Here is a 25,076-nt window from a genome sequence, read left to right on the forward strand (position 1 = left end):
ATCCCCATTTAAATTAAAATTCACTTGTTTATTAATTACCTTATATTTTATATAACACTATTAACTAAACAAATAGAAAATATTAAATTTCTTATACTATAAATAGTTTATCACTTTTAACACTTATCGTGTTGTCTTTTTTTGATAGTTTACCTACTCCTATAAATTCTTTTTGTTCATTGTACACTCTTACAAATTCATCATTTTTATCAAATGTTTTTTCTAGGAATCTTCTTTCATCTATAATTCCACCATTTATATAGTACTTTTCAGCATTAGGATGAATAACAATGTGTTTAAAATTAGATAATACATAGTCAATATCATATAGATACTTATCTAACGTGTTATTATTTTTATATTCTTCTAATTCTTCTATTGTTATACCGTTGTCTAAGTCAAATTTACCTGACGATGTTCTAAGTAAAAATGACATATGTCCTCCACAACCTAACTCTTTACCTATATCAAAACAAATACTTCTTACATAAGTTCCCTTTGAACATTTAACATAAAACATTATTTTGTTTTCTTTTATACTTAATATATCAAGTTCTTTTATATTAACAGGTCTAGTTTTTAAATTTATCTCATCTGCTCTTCCGCTTCTTACTAAATCACACATCCTCTTTCCATTTACTTTAAGCGCTGAGTAAATTGGAGGTAGTTGATCTATATGTCCTCTTTGAGTATCAAATGCATTTTCTATTTCTTCTTTAGTAAAATCTACATTATCAACCATTTCTATTATTTCACCAGAAGAATCATAAGTATCTGTTGTTATTCCTAGAGTTAATTCACAAATATACCCTTTATCTTTATTAAGTATAAGTTCACTTACTTTGGTCGCTTTTCCTATACATATAGGTAGTACCCCTGACGCATCTGGGTCAAGGGTACCTGTATGTCCAACCTTTTTAGTATTTAATATTCTTCTTACAGCACTTACAACATCATGAGACGTCATACCTGTAGGTTTTATTATATTTACAATTTTGTTCATATTATCCACCTTAGATTGTCTTTAATACAGCTTCTAAGACCTTTTTCTTAGCATTTTCTACACTATCATAGATAGTACATCCTGCTGCTCTTACATGTCCTCCACCATTAAAACTTTGTGCTATTTGGCTTACATCCACATAATTTTTCGATCTTAAACTTACCTTGACTTCATTTTCTTTCTTTTCTTTAAGTAAAATACCTACTTCTACACCCTGGATATCTCTAGTGTATGATGTAATTCCATCCACATCATTAAAGCTTATAGTATTATTTTTTAACATTTCTTTTGTTATACTTATACTTGCAACTTTGCCATCTATAATATCTAAAGTATTTAAAGCTTCTCCTAACAACTTATAGTAATTATAAGGATTACTTTGGAATACTTGTTGTATTATCATATCTCTTTTAGCACCTTTTAATAATAATTCTTTCGCCATTTCAAAACTACTTGGATGAGTACTTGAATAAGCAAAGTTGCCTGTGTCAGTTACTAACCCAGTATAAAGTGCTGTAGCTATATTTTCATCTATTAAATCTAAACCTTTAATATTTTTAAATTCAACAAGAAGATTATATACTAACTCACATGTTGATGATGCATTTGCATCTATATAATTTAAATCACCATAAGCATCATTGCTTGCATGATGATCTATACAGATTATCGTTTTTGCACTATCTCTAATATCATCTGATAAACATATTCTGCTTTTGTCTCCACAGTCAAGTGCTATTATACTGTAATCTTTTTGTTCAAATTCACTAGATTTTAATATTTTCACTCCATCAACTAAAAAATTTAGATTTAAAGGAGCGCTATCATCTAAAACGTAGTAAACGTTTTTCCCTAACTTTTTTAAGCTATAATACATACCAAGTGTAGAACCTATATTATCTCCATCAGGACTAACATGAGAAGTAACGACAAAGTCGTTACTTCCATGTAAAAATTCTATAATATTATCAATATTATTCTTCATCAAACTCTTCTTCTTCATCTATTGTAGATGCAGTAGCTCCATTATTTACTTTTCTGATTAAATCATCCATATACATTCCGTTTTTTATAGAATCATCAACCTTGAATATTATTTGAGGAGTATGTCTTAACTTTACGTTTTTACTTACTTCTCTTCTTATATAGCTTACTGCACTTCTTAGTCCTTGTAATGTAGATTCTTCGTCTCCACCTAGTATACTTACATATACATATGCATAACTTAAATCACTTGTAACTTCAACATCAGTTACACTAACCATAGAATTTATCCTAGGGTCTTTTATTCCACTTATAAGCATTGTACTTATAACTTTTCTTATCTCTTCTGCAATTCTTTTAGTTCTACTATATGATGCCATTAGTATCGACCTCTTTTATATCTATTTTAATTTTCTTTCTACTTCTTTAGTTATATAAGCTTCTATTATATCGCCTTCTTTTATGTCGTTATAATTAACGAAACTCATACCACATTCATATCCATAGTTAACTTCTTTAACATCATCTTTGAATCTCTTAAGAGCTGCTAGTTCACCTTCATGGATTATTATTCCATCTCTAACTACTCTTACTTTTGATCCTCTGAATATCTTACCATTAGTTACATAACATCCTGCTATTGTTCCAACACCAGATAATTTAAATGTTTCTCTAACTTCAGCTTTACCTGTATCTTCATCTCTATATTCAGGATCTAACATACCTGTCATAGCAGCTTGAACATCTTCTATAGCTTTGTATATTATAGTGTATGTTCTTACGTCTACAGATTCCTTTTGAGCTAACATTTCAGCACCTGGAACTGGTCTTACGCTAAATCCTATTATTATAGCATTAGACGCAGCAGCAAGCATAACATCTGATTCTGTTACTGCTCCAACTCCACCATGTATTACTCTAACAGCAACTTCTTCATTTGATAATTTTTCAAGAGATTGCTTAACTGCTTGAACAGAACCTTGAACATCAGCTTTTATAACTATGTTAAGTTCCTTAACTTCTGCATCTCCCATTTGAGAGAAGAAGTCATCTAAACTCATTCTTTGGTTAGATTTTAGCATTTCTTCTCTAGCCATTTGTTGTCTCTTTTCAGCTACATTTCTAGCTATTTTGTCAGTTGCAACAGCAACAAACTGATCTCCACCTTGTGGAACTTCTGATAATCCTAATATTTCTACTGCAGTAGATGGAGTAGCAGCCTTTACTCTTTTACCTTTAGAGTTTATCATAGCTCTTACTTTACCACTTGCAAGACCACAAACTATTGGATCTCCAACATTTAATGTTCCACCTTGAACAAGTATAGTAGCAACTGGACCTCTACCTTTGTCTAATTCAGCTTCTATTACAGTACCAACAGCTCTTTTCTTTGGATTAGCTTTTAACTCTTCCACTTCAGCAACTAAAAGTACCATTTCAAGTAATGTATCTATACCTTCTCTTTTTAAAGCTGATACTGGAACACATATAACATCTCCACCCCAGTCTTCAACTAATAATCCTTGCTCTGATAATTCTTGCTTAACTCTATCAGGGTTTGCTCCTGGCTTATCTATTTTGTTTATAGCTACTATTAAAGGTACATTTGCAGCTTTAGCATGGTTTATTGCTTCTACTGTTTGAGGCATTATACCATCATCAGCAGCAACAACTAATATTGCCATATCTGTAACTTGTGCACCTCTAGCTCTCATAGATGTGAAAGCTTCATGTCCTGGAGTATCTAAGAATACTACTTTTTCTCCATTTACCATAACTTCAGAAGCACCTATATGTTGAGTTATTCCTCCAGCTTCACTTGAAGTTACATTTGTTGATCTTATAGCATCTAGTAAAGATGTTTTACCGTGGTCAACGTGTCCCATAACAGTAACAACTGGTGGTCTTTTTACTAAATCTTCTTCTCTATCTTCTTCTATTTCAAGTAATTCTTCTATTGCTTCTAACTCTTCTTCATCAGATCCACCTTGAACTAATTCAAATCCGTATTCACTAGCTACAAGCGATCCTATTTCTAAGCTTATTTCTTGGTTTATTGATGCCATTGTTCCCATTTTCATAAGCTTCATTATTATTTCAGATGCAGATTTATCTAATTTATTAGCTAATTCTTGAACAGTTAATTTTCCATCTATTTTTATAGTTGGTCCATTAGTTGCTGCTACTTCATCTTTTAATATATCCATAGCTAATTCTAATTCATCTTCTTCTATTTCAGAATTTTCATCAACTACGTTTATCTCTAATTCTTTTAATTTAACTAGTACATCCTCATTGGACATTCCTAATTCTTTCGCTATTTGGTATACTCTTGTTTTTGACACAAGATCACCCCCTATTATATTTTTGTTGTTTCCATTAATTCCATTAACGTTTTGGCAAAATTCTCATCTTTTACTCCTAGTGCTGCTCTTGGAGCCTTTCCTATTGCCAATCCTAATTGTAACTTAGTTGAGAAATATACATAAGGTATACTTCTATAAGATGATTTATCTTTAAATAATTTTTTAGTATTATCTGATGCGTCATCAGCTACTATAACTAATTTTACTTTTCCTCTTTTTAGTTCAAGTAGTGTTGAATCATCACCTGACACTACTTTACCCGCTCTAGTTGCAAGCCCTAAAAGAGAGTATATCTTATTTTCATTAGTCTTCATATGCCTTTAGCTCCTCAAGTAGATTTTCATATACCTCATTAGGTACTTCTAATTTAAATGCCTTATTCAAAGCTTTTGTTTTTATAGCTTTTTTTAAACATTCACAGTCCTTACATATATATGCGCCTCTACCATTTGCTTTCCCAGCAGGGTCTAAAAATATTTGACCCTCCTTATTTTTGACTATTCTAATTAAGCCTTTTTTAGAGTCTCTCTCTTGACAAGCTATACATTTTCTTTGAGGAATCTTTTTTTGTTTTTGCAAAGAACACCCCTCCTTATCATTTATGCATCTATTTGATCATCTTCATTTGATGAAGCTTCAATCCCAGCTTGAGATTCACTTTTTATATCTATCTTCCAGTTAGTAAGTTTAGCTGCAAGTCTAGCATTTTGACCTTCTTTACCTATTGCTAGTGATAATTGGTAGTCAGGAACTACTACTAAAGCTGACTTTTCTTCTTCATTTACATCAACTTTAACAACCTTTGATGGGCTTAAAGCTGCACATATAAATTCAGCTGGATCATCACTATACTTTATTATATCAATTTTTTCGTCACCTAGTTCATCAACTATATTTTTAACTCTAGATCCTTTTGGACCTACGCAAGCTCCGATTGGATCAATCTTTTCATCTATAGACTTAACAGCCATTTTAGTTCTTGATCCAGCTTCTCTTGCTATAGATTTTATTTGAACTATTCCTTCAAATATTTCAGGTACTTCAAATTCAAATAATCTCTTAACTAATCCTGGATGGCTTCTTGATACTACTATTTGAGGTCCCTTATTAGTTTTCTTCACTTCTAGTATATAAACCTTTATTTTTTGTCCTGCTTTGTAATGCTCTCCTGGTATTTGCTCAACTTGAGTCATAACAGCTTCTATTCTTCCAAGATTTACGTGAACAACATTTTTATTTACTCTAGCTACTTCTCCTGTAACTATTTCATTTTCTTTGTCCATAAATTCAGTATATACTATTTCTCTTTCAGCTTCTCTTATTCTTTGAACTACAACTTGCTTTGCAGTTTGAGCTGCTATTCTTCCGAAGTCTTTAGGAGTTACTTCATGTTCTATTATATCTCCTAATTCATAGTTAGGGCTTATTTCTAAAGCATCTTTAAGCTCTATTTCTAAGAAAGTATCATATAAATCAGACTCATCAACTACTACTCTTTGAGAGAATACTTTTATGTCTCCTCCATCTTTATCAAATTCAACTCTAACATTTTGAGCTGCACCGAAGTTTTTCTTATATGCAGTTAAAAGCGCTTGTTCTATAGTATCTATAAGAGTTTCTTTATCTATTCCTCTGTCTTTTTCAAGTTCGTCTAAAGCTTCCATAAATTCGTGGTTCATTTTATTTTTCCTCCCTAATGTTCTTTCAACTAGAACTTTATTGCTAGTCTAACAAGTGCTACTTCTTTTTTGCTAAACTCAACTTCATTTCCATCTATTATAACTTTTATATTATTTTCTTCTGTTAATCCAACTAACCCACCCTCAAATTGCTTAGATCCGTTCATTGGTTTATATAATTTTATTTCAACATCTCTTCCTTGGTATCTTACAAAATCTTTATCTTTTTTAAGTGGTCTATCAAGCCCTGGTGAAGATACTTCTAAGAAATAATTATCTTTTATAGGATCTTTAACATCAAGAACTTCACTTAATTCTCTACTTACTGCTTCACAGTCATTTAGAGATATTCCACCTTCTTTATCTAAAAATATTCTTAAGTAGTATTCTCCAGCTTCTTTAACATATTCAACGTCAACTATCTCAAATCCACGAGGATCTGTTATCTTAGCTACCATTTCTTCAATTGTAGCTTCTATACTCTTTTTCATTGGTTTCCCTCCTTATTCAATTGTCAGTTTAATTTAAAACAAAAGAGTGAGCACGTTCATGTCTCACTCTTAGTTTCTGCAAAATATACTATTTTATATACTATAATACCATATATTACTTTCAGTTGCAAATTTTTTGATTATTACTTAGTTTTATTACATTTTTTAAAGTTTATATATATATTATTCTGGTTTATATTTTGCTTTAGAAATCATTTGAGTCATTGTTCCCATAGGACAATATACACACCATGATTTTGGCTTGTATAATATCATTGTAATTACACCTAATATTGTAGATGTAAGCATTACACTATAAAATCCAAAGGCAAATTGAGCTATCCACGGTTGAACTATTGATGTATTTACCCAATTCCAAGGCATTTTAAACGTCCATAAAATAGTTACAACTTCTTTCATATTTTTAGTTCCTTCAAATACTAAATAAGTACTAAAAATCATATTTCCAAACATAACCATGAAAAATATTAAAAATCCATATCTAAAAGCTTTCGTTTTCAAGAAATGTGGTATGCTTTTTTGTCTTGACATCTTTAATTTATTCCCCATTAAATCTAGCATCTGACCTCTACCGCAATATACATTACAATATGTTTTTCCTCCCCCAAATATCGATATTAATAATGGTATTGAAAAACATAACAGCCCTAACCAAGCAAATAATATATTAAATATTCCTAGTGTTAAATACAACGCACTAACAATCCACATATAATCTTTCCAAGTTTTTTTCTTTTTCATTTTAGTTCACCTCGATCTTTTGTATTTCTATAACTGATGCAGGACAAGTTTTCGCACACTTACTACACCCTACACATTTATCTAGATTAACTTTTGCAAATACACCTTGTTCTATATTTATAATACCTAATGGACAAACTTTTGCGCATGCACCACAGGCTACACAATAATTCTTATCTACAATTGCTTTTTTCTTTAACATTTAATCCCTCCTACTTGTTATTGTTTATTCATTGTATAGTTTTTTTTATTTAATATCTGTGACAAAGTCACAATTATATGTGAATTTATTTAATAAAAAAACTCATTAGTTTTCTAATGAGTTAATTTTATTTCTTTTAATTTATCTATTTCTATTGGTTTACTATAATAATATCCCTGTATATAAAATTTATGGTCTGATATTTCTTTTATAAGTTCTACCTGATCTAAATCTTCTACACCTTCCATTACTACAGTTATATTTCTTTTTATTGATAAGTGATATATAGCATCTATTAAGCGCTGTACTATTATTGAATTTTCGATATTATCTATAAAGTATTTATCTAACTTAATTACATTAAAATCAAATTTTTCTAAAAATGATAAATTGGAATAATCAACACCGAAATCATCTATTGCAATTTTAAATCCACTATCTATAAGTTCTCTAATATTTTTATATACTTTTTTATAATCTTCACCACATACGTTCTCTGTTATTTCTAAACAGATTACATCTTTACCTATGTTGGATTCCTTCAATATTTTTTTGAATTTTTCACATATAACTTCATTTTCTATTTCTTTTAATGATACATTCATAGATACATAAAAATCTTTTTCTAAATAATCTATTGTTTTCATCTGACAATAGTCTTTTATTATCTTTTTTAATATCCATATAGATAAATCCCCCATCATATTACACTGTTCTAATTCACTTATAATTATATTTGGCATTATTAACTTTCCATTTACATTAAGTCTAATTAATGCTTCAAATCCTACGATAGCATTATTATTAGGATTTACAATAGGCTGATAATTCAATTTGTAATTATTATTTTTAAAATACAATTTTATTTTACGTTTTATTTTCTCCGTTAATATATTCGGTATAACTATTAGTTTTAATAAGAAATACATCATACCCGATATCATTATACACGCAAAAAAATTTACTATTTTTATAATTTTTTTATCTTTTTGTACTTTTTCAAAATCTTCTTTATACCCTACATATTTATAATATTTTTGTGATATCAACTCATTTTTTTCTTCTTGAAGTTCTAATAAATTTAAAAGCTGTTTTTCTACATTTTCAGTATCTCCAATTTCCTTATATGCTTTTACTAAACCATAAGAAGCTCTCGTATACATTTCAGTATCTGGATTAATTTCTAGATGTTTTTTTGATTCATTTAGATAATATATGCTTTTTTTATTTTTGCCATTAGCTAATTCTATTTGACCCAATACTATATAATAGTATGATTTTAATCCATAATATGTTTCGCCAGCTTCATCTAATGTTTTCTTAGCTATATTTATATGTTTTTGAGCTAATTCAGACTTACCTTGACTAGAATATAAATCTGCAATAGTTATATTTTTCAAACATTCTATTGATTTATTTTTGGGTGTAGTTATAAACTTCTGGTATTCAGATATCTTATTTAAATGTTTTTGTGCACTATCATACTTCATCGTTATATTTTCACATTGAGCTAAATTCAATAATCTATATACCTCTAGATCTATTCTTAAATCTTTATCATCTACTAAATCTGATTCAATAGAATTTAATATATTAATTGCTGTATCATATCCCCCTAACTCTCTTGCTATATATGATAAATCAACTACTGATTTTAACATGTAATAAGTGTTATTTGTCTTTTCACTTAATTTTATAATTTTTAAACTCGTCTTAATCCCCTCAGTATAATCTCTGTTGAGCATATATAAATTATGTAAAGATCTATATAGATATATTTGAGAATCCACTGATAGAAGTCTAGTATGTATAACTTTTTTTATATTTTGTATAGCTATATCTCTTCCTTCTTCTTCATCGTCAATTACTTCAAATATTTCCCATATAATTTTATAACTTTCATTATAATTTACTGGATTTATATTATTAAATGCTTCTACTGCATATTCTATAGCTTTTTTAAAATTATTGTTTTTGACCATATAGTCTGCTAAAAACTTATTTGAATATATTTTAACAAAATCATGTGTGTTCTTATTTATACTATTTTTTGATAATTCAAAGTATTCTTTAGCCTTTTCATCTTCTTTTTCTTCTTTTTGTAAGTACCCTAAAATAAAGTATTTTTCTGAATTATCTAAAGCGTCTTTTTCTAATTCAATCTTTATTTTATTATTTAATTTTTCATCTAATTTTTCATTATTTTTATAATTTTTTTCTATATCATTTACTACGTTATAATCTTTTGTATTTTGATTAAAATAGCACAAAATCAGGGTACATATTATAAAAAAAAATACTACTTTAAATTTCTTGATATCTATCCCCACTCTCTTTATATTATTAATTAATTAATTTATCTATTTTTTACCATTCTACATTTTATTATTTTTTTATACTTTTTTCAACTTTTTATTACTTTTTATTTAAATTATATGTATAATAAGTTTATTTCTTCTTATAATAAATTTTAAAAACAAAAAAAATGAGGTACTATCTACCTCATTTTTTTTGTTTTTAATTGAGCACATTAAGCTTCAATTAATTCCATATCTTCTTTTCTGTTTTCTATATCATTTTTACATTTTAATAATATTTTTCTTGCATACACCATAACTATAACTTCTGATATAAACGTAGATATCCATATACCTATTCCACCAAATAAAATCACCATAAGTCCTAGTGTTGCTATTATAACAACCATACCTCTTCCTAATGATACTGCCCCTGCATAGATAGGTTTGTCTATTGATACACAAAAGCCTGCTGTTACTACATTGTATCCCATTACTAAAAATGCAAATGAGAATATCCTTAAATTATTTACAGTGTATGTAAATAGTTCTTTATCTGAATTACTTATAAACATCAAAACTATTGGCTTTGCAAAAATAACTACTATTAAAAATGCTACTATAGAAGATATTTTTGCTGACTTTAATCCCATATTAAGTATTGCTAAAACTGATTTATTGTCTTTTTTGCCATAATAATAACTACAGATAGGCTGAATTCCTTGCGATATGCCCATCATAGTTGTTAGTACTAATATATTAATATAACAAACAACACTATAACTTACTAAAGCATCTTCACCTATCACTCTTAATATACTTTGATTAAATATTAAAACTACTATAGCTAGACTTACCTCTGTTGTAAAATCCGGTATTCCTATTGATATAATCCTTTTTAATATTTTGAAATCAAATTTAAATTTAACAAATTGCAATTTTCCTTTTTTCCTTAAAAAATGTATAAAGAAAAATGAAAATGATAGTACTCTAGCAATTCCAGTTGCAAATGCAGCCCCTTGAACACCATAATTTAATTGAATGACAAATATATAATCTAATACTATATTTGTTATTGCAGAAATTAAAACACCTATAGTTGCAAGATGAGGATAACCATCACTCTTTATCAAAACCTCTAAGGAATACGAAACTATATAAAATCCAACAAATAATATTATTGTCCCTAAATATTCTTTTACATAATCTATTGTTGAATTTGTAGCGCCTAAAAACACCGCTAGCTTATCTAAGTTAAATAAACTAAATATTATTATAATTGCTGATAAAATAGATACTGTTACTGTGTTTAATGTAAAATACTCATTAGCTTTTTTATTATCTCCATTCCCTAGAGTCATAGATACTATAGTAGTAGCTCCCGTAGAGAATAAAATTGAAAGTGCAAAAATTGTATTTATGTATGGTGTTGATATATTTACTGCTGCTAAGGCGTCACTACCTACTCCTTTGCTTACAAATATTCCATCTACCATAGAATATAATGAAAATACCCACATAGCTGTAACAGAAGGTACTACATATTTCTTAAATTGAGTTTTTAAATCTTTTGTATTTTCCATGTATATCTCTCCTTTCATTCTAGAAGACTATAAACTGTGGTATAATACACAAGTCAATAAATTTTTTTAATCTTTGAGGTGATTATTTGAAAAGAAAATATTATAAAACAGGAGAGCTTTCTAAAATCTATAAAATAGGTAGAGATTCTATAAAGTATTATGAGAAGTTGGGGCTTTTGAATCCCACTAGAGATACAAATTCTTATAGAATGTATACTATTAAAGATATTTGCAATTTAAATCTTATTCGAGAACTTAGAACATTGGGATTTTCAATGCAAAGAATAAAAGAATACTTACAAAATAGAAACATAGAGAACACTAAAAATATGCTTAAAGAAGAAATTGAGCTTATCGAAAAAAAAGTTGATGATTTAAATTCTCATAAAAAATCTTTGCAAAAAAGATTGCATTCAATTGATAGTTGTGTGAAACATACTACTTTTAATAGAATAGAACTTTTATATATGAATAAGAGAAAAGCACTTACTGTAGAGTCTAATGTTTCTTTTGATGAAAATGTTGATTATTTAATTCAAAGGTTAAGTGAAAAATTTGATAATAAATTTTATATATTGGGCAACAGTAACTTTGGTGCTGTATTTGATTCTAATAGCATCTCTAAAGATATATACAATAGTTACAAGCATACATTTTGTTTACTTGATGATAATTCACCTAACTATAACTTTATTTTAGATGAAGGATATTATGTTACATATACCTACAAAGGAGATTATAAGCAGTATTCTAAAGTATTTGATATGCTTTATAAATTTATTGAAATTAATAAATATACCATTTTAGGAGACCCTATTGAGATATATAAAATAGATGTTTATGAAACATCTATAGAAGATGAGTATGTTACTCAAGTTCAAATTCCAGTCAAACTTTTAAGCGACTTAGGTTTATAAGAATGTAAAAAGCTTCCTATGCATATTTGAATTAGGAAGCTTTTTATTATATTATATTTACTTATTATTCAAATTTTAAAATATTTCCATTTTCCATTATTATAGGTTTTGATCCATTACCGGTTTTATCTACATCTAATCTATCCATTAAGTAAGAGTACAACTCTTTTTTATTGTTAAATTTAGATACTTGATATGGAACTAAAAACGAATACTTTTCTAAAAATAATAATTCACCATTATCATCTATCAAAATCCCAGAATGACCTATAAATAATTCTTTTTCATCATAATCATGAAGATAAGCATTAATCATGGATACGTTTTTATTATCCTTAAATGTTATATCTCTTTTTTTCCATTCCTTTTTTATTTCGTTAATATGTACATTTTGATCAGTTGTATCTTTGGTTTTTATAACATCATATAAACTTATAAATTTATTAGTATCCTCTTTGCTAAATTGAGCTAATGGATTATTTTTTATGCTATCTAAATCAAACATTAAATTTATTGGTTCATCTATATGTTTTCCATTTGCATTTATGTAATCTCTATACAGTTCAAACGCTGTTAATCTACAGTTAAAATCTTGATAAAGGTATTCTTTCTTCTCCCACTCATGTATAGCATATACCTCATCGTATTCAGCTTGCGGCTTATCTGTTGATTTAAACTTTCCCTCTAATCCATCCATGCCTTCCATAACTTTATTATAAAAGTCTAATTGGCTTTCGAATTGTTCAATATATTTATTATTTATACCCGATTTATATAATTTATCTATAAATTCATCTTTAGTTTTTTCATCGATTAAATTAGAGTATATTAAATTATAGTTCTTGCTATAATTTGATTGCATAGATTCCATTTGTTTTTTTTCTGAATCCTTTATTATTACCTCATCTGTTTTATTTGTACATCCCGTTAATAGTGCTGTTGTACATATTAAAGTTAGTATATATCCTTTTAATTTCATAAACCTCTCCTTATTATTTATTGTTCTATATGTATAGACGGCTTATTTTTTTAAAAAGTTTTATATTTCATGAAAATAATGCACTCCTTTTTATGGAAATATAAAAATATAACATACGATGATTAAATCATCGTATGTTATATTTTTTCTTTATATGCTTAATAAATTTCAATATTATACACTTATATTTTCCAAACAATCTAACTTACCATCTACTATAGATATTACTCTATCTGCTTTTTGAGCTATACTTTGATTGTGTGTAATCATAATTAATGTTTGGTTGTATTTTTTTATAGAAGCTTTAAGTAAGTTCATTACTTCTTCTGTTGTTTTTGTATCTAGGTTACCTGTTGGTTCATCCGCAAGTATTATGCTTGGCTTTGCTGATAATGCACGAGCTATAGCTACCCTTTGTTGTTGTCCTCCTGACAATTGACTTGGTAAATGTGTTTTTCTATCTCCTATTCCCAACAAATTCATAAGATCCTCTATATAGTCTTCCTCTACTTTTTGATTATCTAATTTTAATGGTAACTCAACATTTTCTTTGACATTAAGTACAGGTATTAAATTATATTGTTGGAAGACAAATCCTACTTTTTGTCTTCTATACTTTGCTAGTTCTTTATCACTTAAGCAACAAATGTCTTTTCCATCTACTTTTATTGTTCCATTACTTGGACGTTCTAGACCACCTACTAAATGTAGGAATGTACTTTTACCACTTCCACTTGGACCTACAATTGCTACAAATTCACCTTTATTTATTTTTAAGTTTGCATCTTTTAATGCATGTACTGCTGTTTCTTTTTTTCCATATATTTTCCCTAAATTTATTGTTTCAAGTATTACCATAATATTCACCCTATTCCACTATATTTATAGATTCTACTATATTGCTTTCTTTTATTTTTCTTGCTGGTATGTATGTTGCAAACAATCCTATTAATATATTTGCAATACTTATTAATATATAATCCATATAAGCAATTTCAAATTCTAACCCTACATATTCAAATCCCCAAGTATTATATATTCTAATTTGCATCAGTATTCCAATCACTATTACTGCTACACTAGAAAGTACACCATATAATAAACCTTCATATATTATCATTTTTCTAAAGTCTTCATTTGATATACCTACTGCTCGTAGCATTCCGAATTCACTAGTTCTTGATGTTATATTATAGCTAACATTGTTAATTATATTAAACATACTTATGGTAAATATAATAGCTATAATACCATATCGATACACATTTTCTTTCTTATCTGATTGCTTATCAATTTCTTTTTCTTTTATCATACATTTTGTTGTTGTTCCAGCAGTTTTACTACCTATCTTTCCTAATTTTTTATTAATATCTTCATAATTTGCACCATCTTTAATATTCGCATAAACTAAGTCATATGTATTTATTCCTGTAATTTTTTCCATATATTCATTGCTTGTTATAATATCTATACCACTTTGCCATGAATATAGACAGTTATCTGCAAATGGATAGTCTACTATTGCCCCAACTTTAAATTCGCAATATTCATAATCATAGTTGTCTCCATCTTTCATAAACCAATAATTCGACTCATCATCTCTAGTTTTCATTTTACCTTTTGGATACTTTACTTTAACGGTATCACCTACTTTTATATCTACTGCTGGCTTACCTCCATCTATAATTGTAGTACTATAGCTTCCTTCACTAAATGTATGAGGAATATATAATACAACTTCATTGTTATTTTTCATTTTATTTATATCTATTTTTCCACTTACAACATAATTATCTAATGACTTTATCATTTCATCATTATAACCTTTTATCTGTTGTTGAATTGTATATGTATTTTTTTCTTTGTTTTCTAAAATTTCATGCCCTTTTCCTACCCTTTTAGCATTTTCTTCTTTTTCTTTATAATAATTTAAGTCATTAAATTTTTCTTTTGGTATATCCATTCTTGTTTGTAAAATACTTGCAGTTTTAACTTCTTTAATCCCATCTATTGATTTTATTTCATTTATTTGTTCTTTACTTATAGCACTATTTGAATTATAAGAACCCTTTGACGTTAAAATAAAATCACCATTATTGTAATAATTTAATTCAAACCTTTCCATTCTTTTTTGATATTCTTTGTCTGTATAATTATCTCTAACAATCATTAATCCACCTATACTCATAGATAAAATAATTATTATTAGCCCACCTTTATCTCTAAATATATTTCTCATAGAAACACTTTTCGTTACAGGTATATATTTACTTAGCTTATTTGCTATAAAATTATTTTTCTGTACTTTTTTATTATTATTTAAGTTTTTTCTTATTGCATCTATTGTAGATACTCTTGCTATCTTTATATAAGTTAATATACTTATAATAAAACTAACCAGAAGTATACAACCTGTTGCTAAAATTATGACCTTAATAGGTATTACAAATGGAGTAGCAACTCCTTTAATCTCAAACTTTACATTTCCTGATAATTTATTAAAAATCTGTGCTCCACCCATACCAATTAATATTCCTATAGGCAAACTTATAAAACTAAGCATTACTAATTCATATATCATAAATTTGAATATTTTAAAATTAGTGCTTCCTAAAGCCTTTAGTACTCCATATTCTCTTATTCTTTGATATATTGATATACTATATATGCTGTACATTACAAAACCTGCAAATAAACTTACAACTATTGCTGTGTTTTTACTTTCTTGATCTAATACTCCATTTGTCGTAATAGAAGATACAAGCTCTTTGTTTACTCTAATATTATCTTCTTTACTAAATTTCGCTTCTTTAGATATATTATTTATATTTTTTAATATATCAGTCTTTTCATTAAACTCTACATATGTGTCAAATTTATTACTACTTGATTCATCTAAACTCGTAAACATTTCGCATATTCCAACGCTTTTTGCACTATACCTATCACTAAGTATTCCTACTACTTTAAATGTTTCTGGTTTTTCTTTTTCATATAATTTAAAAGTTATTTCCTGATTTATATTAGGATCTAATCCTAAGCAATTTAAAATCCATTTTTCTACTACAACTTCATTTTTGCCTTTTGGATATCTTCCTTTTAAAAGTTTAGAGTCTTTTTTTAAGTAATTTTCACTTGCACGTTGTATATTTATAGGCAATTTTTCACCTAAATCAGTTGATGCATAATTAGATGTCATACTAATATCTTTTATATCATTTCCTTGCTTTACTATATCTAGTTGCTCTTTATTTATGTCTTTAAATCTTACATGATAATTTCCACATTCTCTTTTCATTCTGTCTACATCTGCTTGTTGAGCACTTCTAGATAGGGTCCCTACACCTACTATAAGAGCTGTTCCCAGCACTATACTTAGTATTATTGCTAATGACCTTGCTTTATAACTTTTTATATATTTAAATACAATACTTAAGTCATTTTTCATATTCCCACTTCCTTCCTTTTGAATAACTTAATTATATATTCATTTAAAAAATGTATCAAATTGCACTTTTTCAAGTTTTTAATGCTTATTTGCATAAATTTATAACTTAAATTTCACATTTTTATAGCTTATTTGCAAATTTCCACTTTTTACATATTTTTTTATAAATGTTATAATCGGTGTATAAAATCGTTAGGGGTGAATTATGGAAAGTATTATTGTATTTCCTATATATATTTTGATTATATTTATAGGACTTAATTTTTATCTTGATAAATTTATGTTTTACAAGAAACTATCACTTTCAAAGAAAGGTCTATTAACAATATTTTTATCAATTCTACTAGCATTACTTATAAGAAGTTTTTTAGTTTTTTGTCTAATTAAACTTAATTCTAATTTATTATTTAGTGGATTATTTAAAATATTTTTATCTTTTTTATTTGGATTTATTTGTTTTTATATAGGATATAAGGTTATTAGGTTAATAGATAATAATGATTGTAATAAAACTAAAATTAAAAATCAAAACAGTAAAATTGAGCATAAGGATAATATAATAGGCAAGCTTAGAAGTCAAAAGCATGACTATTTAAAACATTTACAAGTTGTGTATTCTTTACTTAATAATGGATTTAATGATGATGCTAAAAGCTATATAACTAATATATCTAATAGTTTTAGATCTAAAAATTCTAGATATGGTAAAGTTTCTTACTTAGATGCAATTGCATCTTTAAAGTATGAAGAATGCCTTCTAAAAAATATTTCTTTTGATGTTTATATACAAGATTTCATAGATAACTTAATTATTGAGCCTAATGAAATGAGTTCTGTATTACTTAATATAATAGATAATGCTATTGATTCATTATCTATTATTAATAAAGATAATAAGTATATAAAGCTATTTGTTTATGAAGATGAATTTCAATATGTTATATCTATAAAAAATAATGGACCTAAGATATATAATACTGAAGATATATTTAATGAAGGTTTTTCTACTAAGGACGGTGAAAATAGGGGTTACGGTCTTTATCTAGTTAAAAATATATTAGACAAATATGGATATCATATATTTGCAAGTAGTGATGAGTTTATAACTGAATTTACAATTTTAATACCTAAGTATTGTTAATAATCTACCCCAGGTAAACAAATCCGACGTGGGGTCATATAATTTTATAGGGAGAAAATATTTATGATAAAAGTTTTAGTTTGTGATGATGATAAAATCGTAAGAGATGATATAGAAAAAACTATTAAAGATTGTGGTTTTGTTGACTATGTAAAAAAAGTTAATAATGGTTTAGAAGCTATTGAATTTATTAAAAATGATAAAATCGATTTATTGATTATAGATATTGATATGCCATATAAAAATGGAATTGAATGCGCTAAAGAAATTAGTTGTATTGATAAGGATGTTCATATTATTTTTGTAACTGGATTTGCAGATTATAGTTTGGAAAGCTTTAAAGTTCATCCTGTGGATTTTATTGTTAAGCCTTTTACTAAAGAGAAAATTTTAGATTCTTTAAATATTGCTATTGATCATATTAACTCTCATAAATTAGCTAAAAAGAATTTTATTGAAGATACGTTATTTATTTATAAAGTTAGAAAACAAGTTCATATGATTAATTTTGATGATATAGTTATGTTTGAAAAAAATTCTAGAGCTGTTAATTTGTACACCAGAGATCATGATGTTATTAAATTTTATGAAAACTTTGAAGACCTAGAAAAAAGGCTTCCTCCTAATTTTTTTGGTAGCCACAAAAGCTATATTGTAAATTTAAAGCTTATACATAAAGTTATTCCTATTAGCAAATCGTCTTTAGAGATTAAATTTATTAACTTTCAAGAAAGTGCTACACTTAGTAAATCATTAGAAAAAGATTTTCTTTATAGATTTTATAGAACTAAAAGATTTTAAAATTTAATTTACTTAATCTAATATGTATAATGCTACAATACATGTGCTAAATACTTTTTTATTAATAAAAAGGTCACGATAAAGTGAAAAATAATTCACTTTATCGTGACCTTTTATATTTATTAATTTTAATAATTAATTAAAGTAATGATAATTGATTTTCATCACTCATATTCTCAAGTGATCCATGAATAGTTAAAGTTTCTACAACTGTTTTAGATATCTTAGTTCTCTTTCTTAATTCCTCTTTAGAAATAAACTCTCCATTTTCTCTTTCTTTTTGGATATTAATTGCAGCATTTTCTCCTACCCCTTGTAGTGCTATCATTGGAGGTAAAAGCAGTTTTTCTCCTGCAACTTGGAATTTTGTAGCATCTGATTTATATATATCAACAGGAAGTATTTTTATATCTCTTGCATACATCTCTAGAGCTACTTCAAGTACTGTTAGCATATTTTTTTCTTTTGCAGTTGCATCATTTCCAAGAGCTTCTATTTCTTGTATTTTAGATTTTATAGCAGGTAGACCTTTTACTATTAAATCAGCATCAAAATCCTCTGCTTTAGTTGTAAAGTAAGTTGCATAAAATGCTTCTGGATAATGAACTTTACAATATGCTAGTCTAAATGACATCATAACATAAGCTACGGCATGGGCTTTAGGGAACATGTACTTTATCTTTTGACATGAACCTATATACCATTCTGGAACATCATTTTCGTGCATTTCTTCTATATGCTCTGGCTTTAAACCTCTACCTTTTCTTACATTTTCCATTATAGTGAAGGCATTTTTAGGCTTTAGTCCTTTGAATATAAGGTAGTTCATTATATCATCACGTGTTGATATAACATCGTCTATTCCAACTACTTCAGCAACAACTAAATCTTGGGCATTATTTAACCAAACATCGGTACCATGAGATAGTCCAGATATTCTAACTAAAGCTGCAAATGTTGTAGGCTTTGTATCAAGTAACATTTGTCTAACGAATTTAGTTCCAAACTCTGGTATAGCAAGTGATCCTATTGGACAATTTATATCTTCTGGTGTTACCCCTAATGCATCTGTTGATGTAAACAGTGACATTGTTTCTGGGTCATCTAGTGGAATATCTGTTGCTATTATTCCGGTTAAATCTTCTAACATCCTTATCATGGTCGGAGCATCGTGCCCTAGTATATCAAGTTTTAGTATACGTCCACTTATTGAGTGGTAATCAAAGTGTGTTGTTATAACTCCACAACTAGTATCATTTGCTGGATACTGTATTGGGGTAAAGTCATATACATCTTTATAATGAGGAACAACCATAACTCCTCCTGGATGCTGTCCTGATGTTCTTTTAACTCCTGTACATCCATTTGAAAGTCTAAGTACCTCTGCACTTGGAACATGTATATTATTTTCTTCTACATATTTTCTTGCATACCCAAATGCTGTTTTTTCAGCAACTGTACCTATTGTTCCCGCTCTATAAACATATCCTTCACCGAATAAATCTTCTGTATATTTGTGTATTACTGGTTGGTAATCACCAGAGAAGTTAAGGTCTATATCTGGCTCTTTATCCCCTTCAAATCCTAAGAAAACTTCAAACGGTATATCATGTCCATCTTTTTTTAGAGGTTTACCACATTTAGGACAATCCTTATCTGGTAAATCCACTCCAGAACCATACTCACCGATCTCAAAGAAATATGAGTATTTACAGTTTTCATCCTCACAAATGTAATGAGCTGGAAGAGGATTAACTTCTGTTATATCACTCATAGTTGCTGCAAATGATGAACCAACTGAACCTCTAGAACCAACTAGATATCCATCTCTTAAAGACTTCGTAACTAGTTTTTGAGATATAATATACATTACGGCATATCCATTACCTATGATTGAATTTAACTCTCTTTCTAGCCTTTTTTCAACAACCTCAGGTATAGGATCTCCATATATTCTTTTTGCTTTTGCATAGCACATTTCTCTAAGCTCTACATCTGATCCTTCTATTTCTGGAGGGAATGTTCCATCAGGTATAGGCTTTATGTCTTCTACCATATCAGCAATTTTATTAGTATTTGATATTACTATTTCATAAGCTGTTTCAGCTCCTAAATACATAAATTCATCCATCATTTCATTTGTTGTTCTAAAATGAAGATAAGTTTCTTCATCATCAACTTTAAATCCTTGTGAGTACTTGAGTATTTTTCTAAGCACTGCTTCATGCTTATCTAAAAAATGAACATCTCCTGTTGCCACTGGTATTTTTCCAAACTTCTTAGCCACTTCTACCATTTTGCGATTTAGCTCTCTTAGTTCGTCTTCATCTTCAACTTCACCTTTATCAAGCATAAATCTATTATTGTCTATTGGCATTACTTCTATATAATCATATAAATCTATTATTTTAGCCATTTCTTCATCACTTACATTTTTTTTAACTGCTTTAAACACTTGCCCTGCTTCACAAGCTGAACCTATTAGTATTCCTTCTCTATGCTCTTCTAAAAAGCTTCTAAGAATTCTAGGTGCTCTATAAAAATGATTAACATGAGCATCTGATACTATTTTATATAGATTTTTAAGACCAGTATAATTTTGAGCAATTAATGTTATATGATTTGTTCCAAGCTTAGTATAATCAATTTTACCTAAAACTTCATTTACCTCTTCTAATGTATTAGCACCTTGTTTAACTAACATATCTAAGAATTTGATAAATATAAGTGCAGTAGCTTGAGCATCATCTACAGCTCTATGGTGATTTAAAAGTGGAACACCTAGAGCTTTTGCTACAACATTTAATCTGTGTCTTTTTAAATCAGGAAGTAATACTCTTGCTAGAGTTAATGTATCTACACTTTTGTTGGTAAATTCTAAGTTTTGTTGTTTGCATTTTTCTTTTATAAAACTCATATCAAAGTCTGCATTATGGGCAACTAGCACACTATCTCCTATAAACTCTAAAAATTTAGGTAAGACTTCTTCTATAGTTGGCTTGTCCTTTACCATATCATTAGTTATACCTGTTAATTCTTGAATCTTATATGATATATCTCTTTGAGGATTTATAAGTTCACTGAATTTATCAACAACTTTAAAATCTTCTATTTTAACAGCTCCGATTTCTGTTATTTTATCATTTGTATTCGAAAAACCAGTTGTTTCTATATCAAATACTATAAAGCTTTGTGAAAGTGGCTTTTCATTTGGATCCTCTATAATTTCAGCAGAATCCTCTACTAAGTAGCCTTCAACTCCATATAATACTTTTATATTATTTGCTTTTCCTGCTCCCATAGCCTCTGGGAATGCTTGAACTACACCATGGTCAGTTATTGCAATTGCTTTATGTCCCCATTTAGCCGCTCTTTCTACTAATTTTTTTGTAGGGCATATAGCATCCATCGAAGACATTTGAGTATGAGCATGAAGTTCTACTCTTTTTTCATCTGATGTATCTTGTCTTTCTACTTTAACTTCTTCTCTTATACCACTTATAGTCATTGTAAGCTCTCTTTGATAAGTGTCGTATATTACATCCCCTTTAATTTTTAAATATGACCCTTTTTTAACATGATCAAGGACACTATCTTTATTCATGTCATTTAAGAAAAGCTTACAACTTATTGAACTTGTATAATCCGTTACAGAAGCTATCATTAATATTTTACCATTTCTAAGCTCTTTAGCTTCAATGTCAAATACTTCTCCCATTATACAAACAGTTCCTGATGTAGTGCTCAATGAATTTATTTTTTCAAGCATTGCATTTACATTTTCACCGTATATTAATTCTTCATCTTCATCTTTTATAACGTACGCAGCTTCTTCATCCTCTATATCTTCTTGTTTCGAACTTATTTCTAGTTCTTTAATTCTATCTTCTACTATTTTTTCCGATTTTCTAATTATTTTCTCTATGTTTACTTCTTCATCTACAGCTCTTTCTATTTCAATATTTATATCCATACCTAGTTCTTCACTTAATACTGTTTTTAAAACATGTATTAAGTTTTGTTTCATAAGTCTTTCGTAAAATAGTCCTTTTGGAAGTTTTATTTTTAATAAATCATCTATGCATAAATATTCAACTTGTTTATACCATCCTGCAATAGACGGACATAGCTGTTTAAGTATATATATAACATTTGTCCAATATACTTTTAATATATCTTTATTTTTCTTTCTATCTAAACCTGTATATCTTATTTTTATCTTTATATCTCTAAAATAATCTAGTCTTTCTTTTAGCTCATCTCTAAATACATCGAGTAATTCATATGATACTATACTTTTTGACGTTAGATAAAAATATACAATTTTATCTTCTTTAAAATAAGTAACTTTACTTATATATACTTCCTTTAACTGTTTTGAAAGTACATTATTATTTATTTCTAATTTATCAAGATATTCTTTTACACTTTCCATAAATTCCTCCTTCCTTGGATTTTATACACTAAATATATCATTTGAAACATACATAACTTTTTATTTATTATTGTTTTATATTAATTTTTTTAAATTATTACACGTAAAAAATTTCTTATTAATTTAATATTTCTATTTTTTATTAGATAGATATTTTAAAATAATAAGAATGATAAATATTATATCATATATGTATAGCCTAATTAATAAAATTTAATTTTAACCCATATATTATTTTTTTACCAATATTATTTTTAGTATTCAAATGAAAGTAATATATTTTACCCTCTAATACATTTATTTTAATGTATTTTTAATTGGATTAGCTACAAATTACGTTTTTTTTAATAATATATTAAAAGACTATAATGTAAGGCGGTGTTAGCATGACTTCTTTTGATTCAAATAGATATAGAAAAATAGCATTTTATTATAAAGATTTAGGAGAAAAAAAACTTTTAAAAAAATCTGTATCTAATCTTAATATAGATAAAAGAGTTTTTCTTTATTACTCTAAATATAGCAACGTGCCAATATGTGCATTACCTAGGATAAAATTTGTTTTATCTTCTAGATCTGGTTTTTTATCATTTTGCTATAATTTTTTTACATTTGTGAACTCTAATGAAAATTGCATAATTATAAGTCCTTCTTCTATATCATCTATAGCTAAATTTGTTATTTCTCATGAAGTTGGTCATATACTTGATCCAGATATCTATAAGTCAAAAGAAGAATATACTGTAATTTTATCCAATCTTATTGATAAACTAGTCGAATATAATATTGATATAGATACAAATGACTTTCACAAAGGAAATATACCTATAGAATTAGAGTCTTGTGTAATTGATCTTAAAAAAAATTTAATAAATAGAGAATCTAAAGCATGGGATATTGCTAAAACTATAGTTGATTTTGAAAACCCTAAGGAAGAGTTTTTGTTTAATAAAATGAAAGAATATGCATTAGCTACTTATAATTTTGGAAATCTTAAAAATATTGTTAAGGAGCACCATCTGGATATTTTCTTTAAACGTAGACAGTATTCAGCTTAAATCCGCTAAAAAAAGTGTCTCAATTAATGATTAAAATCATTGTGAGACACTTTTTTTAGTTAATTTTAATTTTATAAATTATAGACTCTTCTAATATATAAGGAGTTTTTTTCATACAATTATGACCAATAAAAATATTATTTTTATTTTTAGTTTCTAATAAATTATATATAGCCTCTCCATATCTTAAATCTAAATTATAACTAATCTCTTCAACTTCTAAGTTTTTATAGCTTTGCAAGCTTGTAGAGACCTTCCCACAAAGATGTATTACACTACTCTCTATAGAGTTATCTAGTTTCTCTAGAGTCCTTATTGTTGTATTTCCTACTATTTCTTTATATACTTTAGGACCTACTATTTCAATCGATGACATTGGGTCACTATAAGAAATTATATCTACTTTATTTTCTATTGCCTTTTTCACATATTTAACTATATTATTTTCTATTTTATTAAGAATATTTTCTACAGTAGATTTATCTTTTCTTAAAGCTTTATAAATATATTTAGAATCTATTAATAAAGATAAAATTGTAAAAGGGCCGCATACATTCAATACTACTATTTCTCCTTTATTTTTTAAAATAGAAATAGAATCTAAAACTTCTTTAATTCTTCCTCTTTCTAAGTTTATGTCTTCTATGTCTAATAATTCATTTATATCTTTATATGCATAATTGCTTATTCTAGGGCAGTTTTTTTCATCTCCCAACTTTATATTAGCACCCATTGCTTCCGCTTCAACAGTAGTACAAAATGGAACCTTACATATACTATCATTTTTATATAACTTTAAATTTTGTGATACGTAAGCTATATCTTTTGAATTTGTATGTAAATCTGGAAATTTCAAATGTGTATTATCTATAATCTCCATGGGTATGTTTTCATTATCATTTTGATTGCATTTAAATATATTCTTCATAG

General features: G+C 27.5%; 21 protein-coding genes. 4 read left to right on the forward strand and 17 right to left on the reverse strand.

All coding sequences use genetic code 11. From position 1 onward, the window contains the following. Nucleotides 1-91: 91 nt before the first annotated feature. The 12 genes from truB to BLP75_RS05680 all read right to left on the reverse strand — a co-directional run bounded on the left by truB (nucleotide 92) and on the right by BLP75_RS05680 (nucleotide 11,367). Nucleotides 92-1,003 carry a tRNA pseudouridine(55) synthase TruB gene (gene truB / locus BLP75_RS05625; RefSeq protein WP_092724657.1) on the reverse strand — a complete coding sequence of 304 codons (912 nt, stop codon included), beginning with the start codon at nucleotides 1,001-1,003 and terminating at the stop codon, nucleotides 92-94. Nucleotides 1,004-1,013: 10 nt separating this feature from the next. Beyond that, nucleotides 1,014-1,988, reverse strand: a complete 975-nt coding sequence (locus tag BLP75_RS05630; RefSeq protein WP_092724658.1) for a DHH family phosphoesterase — start codon at nucleotides 1,986-1,988, stop codon at nucleotides 1,014-1,016. Beyond that, on the reverse strand, nucleotides 1,978-2,367 hold the full coding sequence (rbfA, locus tag BLP75_RS05635; protein ID WP_092724659.1) for a 30S ribosome-binding factor RbfA: 390 nt from the start codon (nucleotides 2,365-2,367) through the stop codon (nucleotides 1,978-1,980). Before rbfA ends, BLP75_RS05630 begins: the two co-directional genes overlap by 11 nt. 21 nt (nucleotides 2,368-2,388) lie before the next feature. After that, nucleotides 2,389-4,332, reverse strand: a complete 1,944-nt coding sequence (infB, locus tag BLP75_RS05640; protein WP_092724660.1) for a translation initiation factor IF-2 — start codon at nucleotides 4,330-4,332, stop codon at nucleotides 2,389-2,391. Between the two features lie 14 nt (nucleotides 4,333-4,346). Continuing rightward, nucleotides 4,347-4,667 (reverse strand): L7Ae/L30e/S12e/Gadd45 family ribosomal protein, encoded by a 321-nt coding sequence (locus tag BLP75_RS05645; RefSeq protein WP_092724661.1) that lies wholly within the window; start codon nucleotides 4,665-4,667, stop codon nucleotides 4,347-4,349. Next, nucleotides 4,657-4,932 (reverse strand): RNase P modulator RnpM, encoded by a 276-nt coding sequence (gene rnpM, locus BLP75_RS05650; RefSeq protein ID WP_092724662.1) that lies wholly within the window; start codon nucleotides 4,930-4,932, stop codon nucleotides 4,657-4,659. The genes BLP75_RS05645 and rnpM overlap by 11 nt, the downstream gene beginning before the upstream one ends. 20 nt (nucleotides 4,933-4,952) lie before the next feature. Beyond that, entirely contained in the window at nucleotides 4,953-6,032 is a 1,080-nt protein-coding gene (nusA, locus tag BLP75_RS05655) for a transcription termination factor NusA (RefSeq protein WP_092724663.1), read from the reverse strand. 29 nt (nucleotides 6,033-6,061) lie between these two features. Next, nucleotides 6,062-6,523 carry a ribosome maturation factor RimP gene (rimP, locus tag BLP75_RS05660; RefSeq protein WP_092724664.1) on the reverse strand — a complete coding sequence of 154 codons (462 nt, stop codon included), beginning with the start codon at nucleotides 6,521-6,523 and terminating at the stop codon, nucleotides 6,062-6,064. Nucleotides 6,524-6,706: 183 nt separating this feature from the next. After that, a complete protein-coding gene (locus BLP75_RS05665; protein ID WP_092724665.1) occupies nucleotides 6,707-7,285 on the reverse strand; it encodes a 4Fe-4S binding protein in 579 nt (192 codons plus the stop codon). Between the two features lies 1 nt (nucleotide 7,286). Further along, a complete protein-coding gene (locus BLP75_RS05670) occupies nucleotides 7,287-7,487 on the reverse strand; it encodes a 4Fe-4S dicluster domain-containing protein (RefSeq protein WP_092724666.1) in 201 nt (66 codons plus the stop codon). Nucleotides 7,488-7,600: 113 nt separating this feature from the next. After that, on the reverse strand, nucleotides 7,601-9,757 hold the full coding sequence (locus BLP75_RS05675) for an EAL domain-containing protein (RefSeq protein ID WP_139149827.1): 2,157 nt from the start codon (nucleotides 9,755-9,757) through the stop codon (nucleotides 7,601-7,603). Nucleotides 9,758-10,017: 260 nt separating this feature from the next. Continuing rightward, nucleotides 10,018-11,367 (reverse strand): MATE family efflux transporter, encoded by a 1,350-nt coding sequence (locus tag BLP75_RS05680; protein WP_092724668.1) that lies wholly within the window; start codon nucleotides 11,365-11,367, stop codon nucleotides 10,018-10,020. A gap of 86 nt (nucleotides 11,368-11,453) precedes the next feature. Here BLP75_RS05680 and BLP75_RS05685 point away from each other — a divergent pair, with 86 nt between their 5' ends. Beyond that, the gene (locus BLP75_RS05685) at nucleotides 11,454-12,284 is read left to right on the forward strand and encodes a MerR family transcriptional regulator (RefSeq protein WP_092724669.1); all 831 of its coding nucleotides are present in this window, start codon (nucleotides 11,454-11,456) and stop codon (nucleotides 12,282-12,284) included. Nucleotides 12,285-12,348: 64 nt separating this feature from the next. Here the strand turns inward: BLP75_RS05685 and BLP75_RS05690 are convergent, their stop codons facing one another. The 3 genes from BLP75_RS05690 to BLP75_RS05700 form a co-directional block, all read right to left on the reverse strand. Then, on the reverse strand, nucleotides 12,349-13,263 hold the full coding sequence (locus BLP75_RS05690) for a DUF4300 family protein (protein ID WP_092724670.1): 915 nt from the start codon (nucleotides 13,261-13,263) through the stop codon (nucleotides 12,349-12,351). 174 nt (nucleotides 13,264-13,437) lie between these two features. After that, the gene (locus tag BLP75_RS05695; protein WP_092724671.1) at nucleotides 13,438-14,121 is read right to left on the reverse strand and encodes an ABC transporter ATP-binding protein; all 684 of its coding nucleotides are present in this window, start codon (nucleotides 14,119-14,121) and stop codon (nucleotides 13,438-13,440) included. A 10-nt stretch (nucleotides 14,122-14,131) separates the two neighbouring features. Next, nucleotides 14,132-16,711, reverse strand: coding sequence for an ABC transporter permease (locus BLP75_RS05700; protein WP_092724672.1), 2,580 nt, complete (start codon nucleotides 16,709-16,711; stop codon nucleotides 14,132-14,134). A 205-nt stretch (nucleotides 16,712-16,916) separates the two neighbouring features. Between BLP75_RS05700 and BLP75_RS05705 the strand changes: the two genes are divergently transcribed. Both BLP75_RS05705 and BLP75_RS05710 read left to right on the forward strand, forming a co-directional pair. Further along, nucleotides 16,917-17,852: a sensor histidine kinase gene (locus tag BLP75_RS05705; RefSeq protein ID WP_092724673.1), complete on the forward strand. Its 936-nt coding sequence runs from the start codon at nucleotides 16,917-16,919 to the stop codon at nucleotides 17,850-17,852. A 63-nt stretch (nucleotides 17,853-17,915) separates the two neighbouring features. Next, nucleotides 17,916-18,653 carry a LytR/AlgR family response regulator transcription factor gene (locus tag BLP75_RS05710; RefSeq protein WP_092724674.1) on the forward strand — a complete coding sequence of 246 codons (738 nt, stop codon included), beginning with the start codon at nucleotides 17,916-17,918 and terminating at the stop codon, nucleotides 18,651-18,653. Between the two features lie 139 nt (nucleotides 18,654-18,792). On the opposite strand, the gene BLP75_RS05715 is transcribed toward BLP75_RS05710, so the two are convergent. After that, complete coding sequence (locus tag BLP75_RS05715; protein WP_092724675.1) at nucleotides 18,793-23,088, reverse strand: PolC-type DNA polymerase III; 4,296 nt, start codon at nucleotides 23,086-23,088, stop codon at nucleotides 18,793-18,795. A 386-nt stretch (nucleotides 23,089-23,474) separates the two neighbouring features. On the opposite strand from BLP75_RS05715, the gene BLP75_RS05720 reads away from it, so the two are divergent. Further along, entirely contained in the window at nucleotides 23,475-24,146 is a 672-nt protein-coding gene (locus tag BLP75_RS05720; RefSeq protein WP_092724676.1) for a hypothetical protein, read from the forward strand. 55 nt (nucleotides 24,147-24,201) lie between these two features. On the opposite strand, the gene BLP75_RS05725 is transcribed toward BLP75_RS05720, so the two are convergent. Beyond that, a complete protein-coding gene (locus BLP75_RS05725) occupies nucleotides 24,202-25,074 on the reverse strand; it encodes a uroporphyrinogen decarboxylase family protein (protein ID WP_092724677.1) in 873 nt (290 codons plus the stop codon). Between the last annotated feature and the right edge of the window lie 2 nt (nucleotides 25,075-25,076).

The sequence above is a fragment of the Romboutsia lituseburensis DSM 797 genome (genome assembly GCF_900103615.1).
Classification (GTDB): domain Bacteria; phylum Bacillota; class Clostridia; order Peptostreptococcales; family Peptostreptococcaceae; genus Romboutsia_F; species Romboutsia_F lituseburensis.

What these genes read in the sequence shown, in the direction of transcription:
- truB (WP_092724657.1), bottom strand. Translation starts at nt 1,003, where the DNA reads ATGAACAAAATTGTAAATATAATAAAACCTACAGGTATGACGTCTCAT.
- BLP75_RS05630 (WP_092724658.1), bottom strand. Translation starts at nt 1,988, where the DNA reads ATGAAGAATAATATTGATAATATTATAGAATTTTTACATGGAAGTAAC.
- rbfA (WP_092724659.1), bottom strand. Translation starts at nt 2,367, where the DNA reads ATGGCATCATATAGTAGAACTAAAAGAATTGCAGAAGAGATAAGAAAA.
- BLP75_RS05645 (WP_092724661.1), bottom strand. Translation starts at nt 4,667, where the DNA reads ATGAAGACTAATGAAAATAAGATATACTCTCTTTTAGGGCTTGCAACT.
- nusA (WP_092724663.1), bottom strand. Translation starts at nt 6,032, where the DNA reads ATGAACCACGAATTTATGGAAGCTTTAGACGAACTTGAAAAAGACAGA.
- rimP (WP_092724664.1), bottom strand. Translation starts at nt 6,523, where the DNA reads ATGAAAAAGAGTATAGAAGCTACAATTGAAGAAATGGTAGCTAAGATA.
- BLP75_RS05665 (WP_092724665.1), bottom strand. Translation starts at nt 7,285, where the DNA reads ATGAAAAAGAAAAAAACTTGGAAAGATTATATGTGGATTGTTAGTGCG.
- BLP75_RS05670 (WP_092724666.1), bottom strand. Translation starts at nt 7,487, where the DNA reads ATGTTAAAGAAAAAAGCAATTGTAGATAAGAATTATTGTGTAGCCTGT.
- BLP75_RS05680 (WP_092724668.1), bottom strand. Translation starts at nt 11,367, where the DNA reads ATGGAAAATACAAAAGATTTAAAAACTCAATTTAAGAAATATGTAGTA.
- BLP75_RS05690 (WP_092724670.1), bottom strand. Translation starts at nt 13,263, where the DNA reads ATGAAATTAAAAGGATATATACTAACTTTAATATGTACAACAGCACTA.
- BLP75_RS05695 (WP_092724671.1), bottom strand. Translation starts at nt 14,121, where the DNA reads ATGGTAATACTTGAAACAATAAATTTAGGGAAAATATATGGAAAAAAA.
- BLP75_RS05700 (WP_092724672.1), bottom strand. Translation starts at nt 16,711, where the DNA reads ATGAAAAATGACTTAAGTATTGTATTTAAATATATAAAAAGTTATAAA.
- BLP75_RS05705 (WP_092724673.1), top strand. Translation starts at nt 16,917, where the DNA reads ATGGAAAGTATTATTGTATTTCCTATATATATTTTGATTATATTTATA.
- BLP75_RS05710 (WP_092724674.1), top strand. Translation starts at nt 17,916, where the DNA reads ATGATAAAAGTTTTAGTTTGTGATGATGATAAAATCGTAAGAGATGAT.
- BLP75_RS05715 (WP_092724675.1), bottom strand. Translation starts at nt 23,088, where the DNA reads ATGGAAAGTGTAAAAGAATATCTTGATAAATTAGAAATAAATAATAAT.
- BLP75_RS05720 (WP_092724676.1), top strand. Translation starts at nt 23,475, where the DNA reads ATGACTTCTTTTGATTCAAATAGATATAGAAAAATAGCATTTTATTAT.
- BLP75_RS05725 (WP_092724677.1), bottom strand. Translation starts at nt 25,074, where the DNA reads ATGAAGAATATATTTAAATGCAATCAAAATGATAATGAAAACATACCC.